Below are 7565 nucleotides of genomic sequence, written 5' to 3'. Positions count from 1 at the left end.
TGGAACCACCTGATCCCATCCCGAACTCAGAAGTGAAACGATGCATCGCCGATGGTAGTGTGGGGTTTCCCCATGTGAGAGTAGGTCATCGTCAAGATTAAATTCCGAAACCCCAATTGCGAAAGCAGTTGGGGTTTTGTTTTGCCCGCAGGAAAGTTTTTGCTCACGTTTGAGCACGCGTTGTTGGTTACCATGTGCGTCCGTTCGGCAGGAGGCAGGCAATGCAACTCAAGTTCAGTCACGTCGATGTACTCGTCAATAACCTCGAAGAAGCCTGCGCGTACTACGCGCAAATATTAAAGGCGAGAACCTCCAGGACGCTGGTGTGGGAGCGGGGCGGCCTGCATGTGCGTTATGCGATTGCGTTGATCGGGCAGGAGCGTTTCATGCTGGTTCAGCCATTGGCCGGTAATCTGCGGGAGCTCCTGGATAGCGCAGGCGAGGGCATGATCTACCGTCACTGCTATTCGACTCCCGATATCGAAAAAGCCTACGACGAGCTTGTCGCTGAAGGCGTACAGCCCGAAGATGAAAACGGTAAACCGTTGGTCCGCGAACATCTCCAATCACCGGCAGGGGCACGCATCATCTGGTTGCCCAAGCGCTTCGGCCACTTCTCGATCGAAATCCTCGAGGAAGAGACGCTAGAGGCATTTATCGAAGACGCGTTTGCCTGATAGCTTCTCCTCTTGTGATACGCCATCACTACCCCGTATAAGAGCGACTTTCATTTCCGATATCAGAGTAGGGTGCACGCATGAGCAATGCCTGGAACGAGGGATATTTCACGGACGAAGGCTACACCTACGGGTATAGCCGGGAAATCAATCCGGTTTTCCAGCGTTATTGTCTGCTGCTGCGCGGTTTCGCCACGCTGGAGAGCACCGACGGTTATCACTGTGAGCTGGGCTTTGGTCAGGGCGTTTCGATCAACATCCATGCCGCGGGCAATCCAGGCTCCTATGTCGGTACCGACTTCCACCCGGGTCAGGCGTCCCATGCCATCGCTCTGGCCAGAGACTGGGGCAGCGATGCGCGACTGTATGACGACAGCTTCGAGCAGTTGCTGGCCCGCCATGACTTACCTCAGTTCGATAGCATCAGCCTGCATGGCATCTGGACCTGGGTCAGCCGCGATAACCATAAGCTGATCGTGGAATTCGTCCGCCGTCATCTCAAGCCAGGTGGTCTGCTCTACGTCAGCTACAACTGCTTCCCGGGCTGGTCGCCTCAGGCACCGTTGCGCCAACTGTTCAGTCTGCACGACCGTTTCGCCAGCCAGCCGTCTGCGCGCCCTGATCAACGTATCGACGCTGCGCTGCAATTTTCCGAAGCGCTGCTGGCTGCAAATCCTAAATATGCCAACTCCGCACCGGGGCTGGACGCCAAGCTCCAGAGCATCAAGGGTCAGGATCGCCAGTACGTCGCCCATGAGTATTTCAACCGCGACTGGAACTGCATGTATTTCACCGACGTGGTGGATGCCCTGGCACCCGCCAAGCTCGATTACGCCACGACAGCCGTGCCGCTGGACTCCGTCGACCCGCTCAACCTGAGCGCCGAAGGCATGGACTTTCTGGAAGGTATCGAGCATCCCGTCATGCGTGAGCAGGCGCGTGACTACTTTGTGAACCAGAGTTTCCGCCGGGATCTTTATGTGCGTGGCGCCAACAAGCTGTCCGCCTCCGAGCACCGTGAGCGGATGCTCAGCACGCGCTTCGTCCTGTTGCAGGCAGCCGACAGCGTGCCGGCCAACGTCACCGGTCCGGCGGGCGCAGCGACGCTGCAGGCAGAGATCTATGGCCCGGTACTCGCAGCCCTGGCGGATGACGCCTATGTGCCGAAGAGCTTGCGGCATTTGCTGGATCTCGTGCCCTCGTTGGCCTATGGCGACGTCGAGCAGGCCCTCAACGTGCTGATCGGCATGAGCGTTGTAGCGCCCTGTCAGAGCGAGGCGGCTGAAAAGCTGGTGCAGGCCCGTTGCAACACCCTCAACCTGCAGCTGTGCAAGCGTTCGTTGTACGGCAACAGGATTCAGACCCTGGCGAGTCCGGTGACCGGTGGTGGCGTGACGGTCAGCCGCTTCCAGCAGTTGTTCCTGATCTCGATCAAGCAAGGCAAAAAGCACCCGGCTGAATGGGCGCAACTGGCGTGGGGCATCATCGGCGGCCAGGGCGAAGGTCTTCTGAAGGACGGCAGGGCCCTGACCACCGCTGAAGAAAACCTTGCCGAACTGACCTGGCAGGCTCAAGCGTTTGCCGAGAATACGCTGGTGATTCTCAAGGCTTTGAAAATCGTCTAGTCGAGACGAGGGACGGCGCAGCGGTCGTGGCGCAAATAATCCTGAAACGCTTGGCGCAAGAGCCTATCGCTCACCGGACCAGTCCATTCGGCCGAGTGAGTGTGAGCATCGGCACTGCGGCCGCCACAGGGTCGCAACTGGACACGGTACAAGGCCTGATCGCTGCGGCAGATCAGGCGCTGTATCAAGCTAAAGGGGCGGGCCGCAATCAGCTCGCCAAAAGTGTCGCCAGCGAAAGCTACTCTCCGTACACCGGGTAATCCACATAGCCTTCGGCATGGCCGCCATACACCGTGGCCGGGTTCAGCGAATTCAGCGGCCAGCCATTGGCGATCCGCGCGGGCAGGTCCGGATTAGCCATGAACGGGCGACCGAAAGCCACGAGGTCCGCCAATCCGGATTCAAGCAACCGCGCACCGCTTTCGGCGTTGTAGCGGCCCGCGTAGATGATCGCGCCGCTGAAGGTGTCGCGTACCGCTCGACGGAAGGTTTCCGGCATCACTGGCGCGTCGTCCCAGTCGGCTTCGGCGATGGACAGGTAGGCGATGCCGACGTCTTGCAGCACCTTGATCGCTTCGATATAGGTGGTGTGCGGGTCTTCCTCGACCATACCCAGATAAGTCCGCTCTTCATCGGTGGTGGTGAACAGCGGGGCAAAGCGCACGCCGACCTTTTCTTTGCCGATGCATTCGGCGACCCCGGCCACCACTTCACGCAGAAAGCGCAAACGGTTATGCAGCGAACCGCCGTATTGATCGGTGCGCAGATTGCTGTGGGCGGAGATGAACTGGTTCACCAGATAACCATTGGCACAATGCAGTTCGATACCGTCGAAACCGGCGTCCATGGCATTGCGCGCCGCCTGGATGTACAGCTGAACCAGTTCCTGGACTTCATCGGTGGTCAGCGCTCGAGGCGCGGACGGCGGAACCAGAGCGCCCACACCGGGCGCGGTTTCGATGAACACACTGATCCGGTCGGTGGCGATGGCGGAGGCCGACACCGGTGCGTCGCCATTGGGTTGCAGGGCAGTATGGGATACGCGACCGACGTGCCATAGCTGCGCGAAAATCACGCCGTCACTGGCGTGGACAGCCTCGGTGACCTTGCGCCAACCGGCAATTTGCTCAGGTGTATGAATACCTGGAGTCCAGGCGTAACCCTGGCCACGGGGTTCGATCTGGGTGCCTTCAGTCACCAGCAAACCGGCACCGGCACGCTGCTGGTAATACTCGGCCATCAATTCATTGGCGACATTGCCCGGTTGGGTGCTGCGCTGGCGGGTGAGGGGCGGCAGGACTATGCGGTTTTTCAGGATGTGGCGGCCCAGGGTGACGGGTGTAAAGAAACTGCTGTGGTTCATGGAAATACCTTTTCATGGCCTTATTAGACCAGTCGACTATTCAAGTGGCGAAAAAAGAACACCGTGCAACGCACACACGGTGTCCGGATCAGTTGTTCGAGGATGTAGCGGAAAGCTTCAGCCCAGCAGCTTCAGCAGTTTTTCGGCGACAGCTGCCGAGCTGGCAGGATTCTGGCCGGTGACCAGTTTTCCATCCGTCACGACATGAACTTGCCAATCCGCAACTTTGGAATAGCGACCGCCAAGACGCTGAAACTCGTCTTCGATCAGGAAAGGTACGACATCCGTCAAACCGACGGCCGCCTCTTCGGAATTGGTGAAACCGGTCACTTCGCGATGCTGGATCAGCGGTTTACCGTCTGCGTCGACGACATGACGCAGCACCCCCGGCGCATGGCAGACGAAGCCATGGGGCTTGTTGCTGCGCGCGAAGGCTTCGATCAGGGCAATCGAATGCTTGTCTTCGGCCAGGTCCCAGAGCGGGCCATGGCCACCTGGATAAAACACCGCATCGAAATCTTCGGCGCGGACGTCGGCCAGGCGGCCGGTGCTCGCGAGTGCCTGCTGGGCCGCAGGGTCCTGGCGGAAGCGATCGGTTTCAGTCGTCTGAGCATCGGGCTCGTCGCTCTTCGGATCCAGCGGAGGCTGGCCGCCAGCGGGCGAAACCAGGGTGACGTCGGCGCCGGCGTCCTTGAAGGCGTAGTAGGGGGCGGCGAACTCTTCGAGCCAGAAGCCGGTCTTCTTGCCGGTATTGCCGAGTTGATCGTGGGAAGTCAGAACCATCAAGATTTTCATAGAGCACCCTGGGTTGGTCAGGTGGCGTTCATGAGCAAGGTATTCGCACAGGTTCGACACCGGGGAAAAGGTTTGTCGGAGCGCAGCATAGTTTCCAATTAGACCGGTCGTCTAGTAATTTTTTCTGTGAAGCTTTTTCATGGACAGATGTGGCAAACTCGCGTTCCTTTGAGTTAAACGACTGGTCTATTGCCTGGTAATCTGCGCCCCATGAAACCGACCTACGACGACACCCGCCAACATTTGCTCGACACCGGCCACCGGATGATGGCCGAGAAAGGCTTCACCAGTGTCGGCCTGAACGAGATCCTGCAGACCGCCGGCGTGCCCAAGGGCTCGTTCTATCACTACTTCAAATCCAAGGAACTGTACGGCCAGGCCTTGCTCGAGGATTACTTCGTCGACTATCTGGCGGACATGGAGCGACGCCTGACGCTGCCCGGCCTGAGCGCCTATGAACGGCTGATGGATTATTGGCAAGGCTGGCAGGATCGCTGCACCCTGGAAGGCCATGGCGACGAATGCCTGGTGGTCAAACTCAGCGCCGAGGTGTCTGATCTGTCCGAAACCATGCGCCTGACCTTGCGTGATGGTGCAGAGCGAGTGGTGGCGCGCATCAGCGAGTGCATCGAACAGGGCCTGGTCGAAAAAAGCTTGCCTGAGGGCGATGCTCGGCAACTGGCTGAAACCCTGTATCAACTGTGGCTAGGGGCCAGTTTGCTGAACAAACTGCAACGCACAGGACAGTCGTTGAGTACGTCAATGGCGACCACGAAACGCCTGTTGAGCGTGTGAGCAGGAAATAGACGCAAGAGGTGAGAGTCAGCTGCACAAACGAATGGGAATGCCTATCAATTGCGCGACGAGTGGTATACCATCCGCCGCGTTTTTGCTGGCAGTTATCCCCTTCGTTCTGGCCTATCCGTAAGGTTTTCTCCTCATGCGTCGAACTCTGCTGTCCATCTGTGTGTTGCAAACGTTGTCTCCCTTTGCTTGGGCCGAGCCATCCGATTCAACGGTGTCAGCGCTGGAGCTGGAGGCAACCGATGTGGTCGGTACCGCGGATTACGAAAGAGCGGACGGCCCGGTACACGGATATCGCGCGACCCGTTCGGCCAGCGCCACCCGAACCGATACCTCGATCCATGAAACCCCGCAGTCGATCAGTGTCGTCACTAAAGACGCGGTCGAAGACATCGGTGCTACCCGGCTGCAGGACGCACTGGATTACGCGGGCGGAGTAGGGCGAGCCAACAATTTCGGCGGCCAGGGACTGACCACGTTCACCGTGCGCGGATTTACCACCGGCGAGTTCTACCGTAATGGTTTCCCGATCAATCGCGGGTATCCGAACATGCCGGATGCCAACACCATCGAGCGTCTTGAGGTCCTGCGCGGTCCGGCGACCATGCTCTACGGCCGTGGCGATCCGGGTGGCACCTTCAATGTCGTTTCCAAACAACCGTTGCCCGAGCGCACGGTCACACTCGGCAGCCAGTTGAATGACCAAGGCATGCGCCGCGGTACTCTGGATGCTTCCGGTCCGCTCGATGAAGAGGGGCGTCTGGCCTATCGCCTGAACGTGGTGGGCGAGGGCGGCGATACCTTCCGCGACCACGTCGAAACCGAACGCTACGGCGTGACCCCCGTGCTGACCTGGCAAGCCAGCGATGACACCCGAGTGATCTTCGAGGGTGACTTCATGCGCAACAATCATCCGCTGGACCGGGGCGCGACGCGTTATCCCCGGCAGATCGGCACTGCCTCCCGTGACACCTTCTTCGGTGAACCGGACGCTGGCAAATTGCACAACGACAACAACATGGCGCAATTGCGCTTCGAGCATGTGCTCAATGAGGACTGGACGCTCGGCGGTGGCTTCCAGTGGCTCGACGGTACCTTGCAGGGCAATGCCATTGAAGCCAACGGCATTGCCGCCGACGGCCGGACCCTGGGACGAAATTTCAACTACCGCAAGCTGGAGTGGACCGACAAGGACACTCAGCTCAACCTGACCGGTCACTTCTCCACGGGCGGCCTGCAGCACACATTGCTCACCGGTATCGAATACGAGGACTACGACTACCAGTCGATCATCCAGCGCTCCAGCGGCGCGGTAAGTGCCTATCCGATCGATATCTTCAATCCGGTGTATGGGCAGCCCCGTCCGGCACTGACGCGCACCCCGACCCACGACAAGGAAAATCTCAAGACCTACGCCGCGTTCGTACAGGACCAGGTGGCCCTGACCGATCGGCTGAAAGTCCTGGCCGGCGCACGTTTCGAACGCTTCGAACACGACTACGAAACCTACGTGCCCGGCGGCAAGAACTGGCAGGCCAGTGACAATGCCGTGACGCCCCGCGTCGGTGTGATCTACGACCTGACCGACACCCTCGCGGTCTACGCGGACACCGCGCGTTCATTCAAGCCCAATACCGGCGCGAGCCGACAGGGCGGGGGCTTTGAACCGGAGAAAGGCAAGTCCTGGGAGATGGGCGTCAAATGGGAAGCGCTGGATCATCAGTTGAGCGTTGACGCGGCGATCTATCAGATTGAAAAGCGCAATGTCCTGACCACTGACCCGGTGGACTCGACTTTCAGCGTGGCTGCCGGGGAAGTGCGCAGCCGCGGGTTTGACCTCAATGTCGCCGGCAACCTGACCCCCGAGTGGCGTGTCATCGGGGGTTACGCCTACGTCGATGCCGAGGTGACCAAGGACAACGTGATCCGCTCCGGCACGCAACTGATGAACATCCCGAAAAACAGCTTCAGCCTGCTCAACGTCTATGAGTTCCAGGACGGTGCCCTCAGTGGTCTGGGTCTGGGAACAGGCCTCAAATATGTCGATGAGCGCGCCGGTCAAACGGCGAACACTGCGTTCTCGATGGGGAGCTATACGGTTGTCGACCTGCTCAGCTACTACAAGGTCAATGACAAGGTACGCCTCAACCTCGACCTGAAGAATCTGTTTGACCGGGACTACGACGAGGGCGCATTCGGTAACGTCTACGCCTATCCGGGGGCGCCGAGAACGGTGCAGGTCGGTATCTCGTACACGTTGTAGTCCGGGTCCGGAATCCATCATCGGGGGCAGTGGCCCCC

The 7565-nt window shown here is 59.3% G+C and carries 7 protein-coding genes and 1 rRNA gene; 6 read left to right on the top strand and 2 right to left on the bottom strand.

What is annotated here, in order from left to right; genetic code table 11:
* The 4 genes from rrf to CAF74_RS20480 all read left to right on the top strand — a co-directional run.
* Positions 1-97, top strand: a 5S ribosomal RNA gene (rrf, locus tag CAF74_RS20495); the annotation flags it as partial.
* A 124-nt stretch (positions 98-221) separates the two neighbouring features.
* Complete coding sequence (locus CAF74_RS20490; protein ID WP_085747571.1) at positions 222-677, top strand: VOC family protein; 456 nt, start codon at positions 222-224, stop codon at positions 675-677.
* A gap of 80 nt (positions 678-757) precedes the next feature.
* Positions 758-2302 carry a class I SAM-dependent methyltransferase gene (locus tag CAF74_RS20485; RefSeq protein WP_085747570.1) on the top strand — a complete coding sequence of 515 codons (1545 nt, stop codon included), beginning with the start codon at positions 758-760 and terminating at the stop codon, positions 2300-2302.
* Positions 2239-2562 carry a diguanylate cyclase gene (locus CAF74_RS20480; protein WP_085747569.1) on the top strand — a complete coding sequence of 108 codons (324 nt, stop codon included), beginning with the start codon at positions 2239-2241 and terminating at the stop codon, positions 2560-2562. The genes CAF74_RS20485 and CAF74_RS20480 overlap by 64 nt, the downstream gene beginning before the upstream one ends.
* Here CAF74_RS20480 and CAF74_RS20475 read toward each other — a convergent pair.
* Positions 2541-3665 (bottom strand): alkene reductase, encoded by a 1125-nt coding sequence (locus CAF74_RS20475; RefSeq protein WP_085747568.1) that lies wholly within the window; start codon positions 3663-3665, stop codon positions 2541-2543. The genes CAF74_RS20480 and CAF74_RS20475 overlap by 22 nt on opposite strands.
* A gap of 117 nt (positions 3666-3782) precedes the next feature.
* Positions 3783-4460: a type 1 glutamine amidotransferase domain-containing protein gene (locus tag CAF74_RS20470; RefSeq protein WP_085747567.1), complete on the bottom strand. Its 678-nt coding sequence runs from the start codon at positions 4458-4460 to the stop codon at positions 3783-3785.
* Between the two features lie 210 nt (positions 4461-4670).
* Between CAF74_RS20470 and CAF74_RS20465 the strand changes: the two genes are divergently transcribed.
* Positions 4671-5255, top strand: coding sequence for a TetR/AcrR family transcriptional regulator (locus tag CAF74_RS20465; RefSeq protein WP_085747566.1), 585 nt, complete (start codon positions 4671-4673; stop codon positions 5253-5255).
* 145 nt (positions 5256-5400) lie between these two features.
* Entirely contained in the window at positions 5401-7527 is a 2127-nt protein-coding gene (locus CAF74_RS20460) for a TonB-dependent siderophore receptor (RefSeq protein ID WP_085747565.1), read from the top strand.
* Positions 7528-7565: the final 38 nt, after the last annotated feature.

Origin of the sequence: Pseudomonas sp. R45(2017) (assembly GCF_002112305.1) — a bacterium.
Taxonomy (GTDB): domain Bacteria; phylum Pseudomonadota; class Gammaproteobacteria; order Pseudomonadales; family Pseudomonadaceae; genus Aquipseudomonas; species Aquipseudomonas paraglycinae.
Note: the sequence above shows the minus strand (reverse complement) of the source record. Positions and strands in the feature narration are given on the sequence as shown.

What these genes read in the sequence shown, in the direction of transcription:
- CAF74_RS20490 (WP_085747571.1), top strand. Translation starts at nt 222, where the DNA reads ATGCAACTCAAGTTCAGTCACGTCGATGTACTCGTCAATAACCTCGAA.
- CAF74_RS20485 (WP_085747570.1), top strand. Translation starts at nt 758, where the DNA reads ATGAGCAATGCCTGGAACGAGGGATATTTCACGGACGAAGGCTACACC.
- CAF74_RS20475 (WP_085747568.1), bottom strand. Translation starts at nt 3,665, where the DNA reads ATGAACCACAGCAGTTTCTTTACACCCGTCACCCTGGGCCGCCACATC.
- CAF74_RS20470 (WP_085747567.1), bottom strand. Translation starts at nt 4,460, where the DNA reads ATGAAAATCTTGATGGTTCTGACTTCCCACGATCAACTCGGCAATACC.
- CAF74_RS20465 (WP_085747566.1), top strand. Translation starts at nt 4,671, where the DNA reads ATGAAACCGACCTACGACGACACCCGCCAACATTTGCTCGACACCGGC.
- CAF74_RS20460 (WP_085747565.1), top strand. Translation starts at nt 5,401, where the DNA reads ATGCGTCGAACTCTGCTGTCCATCTGTGTGTTGCAAACGTTGTCTCCC.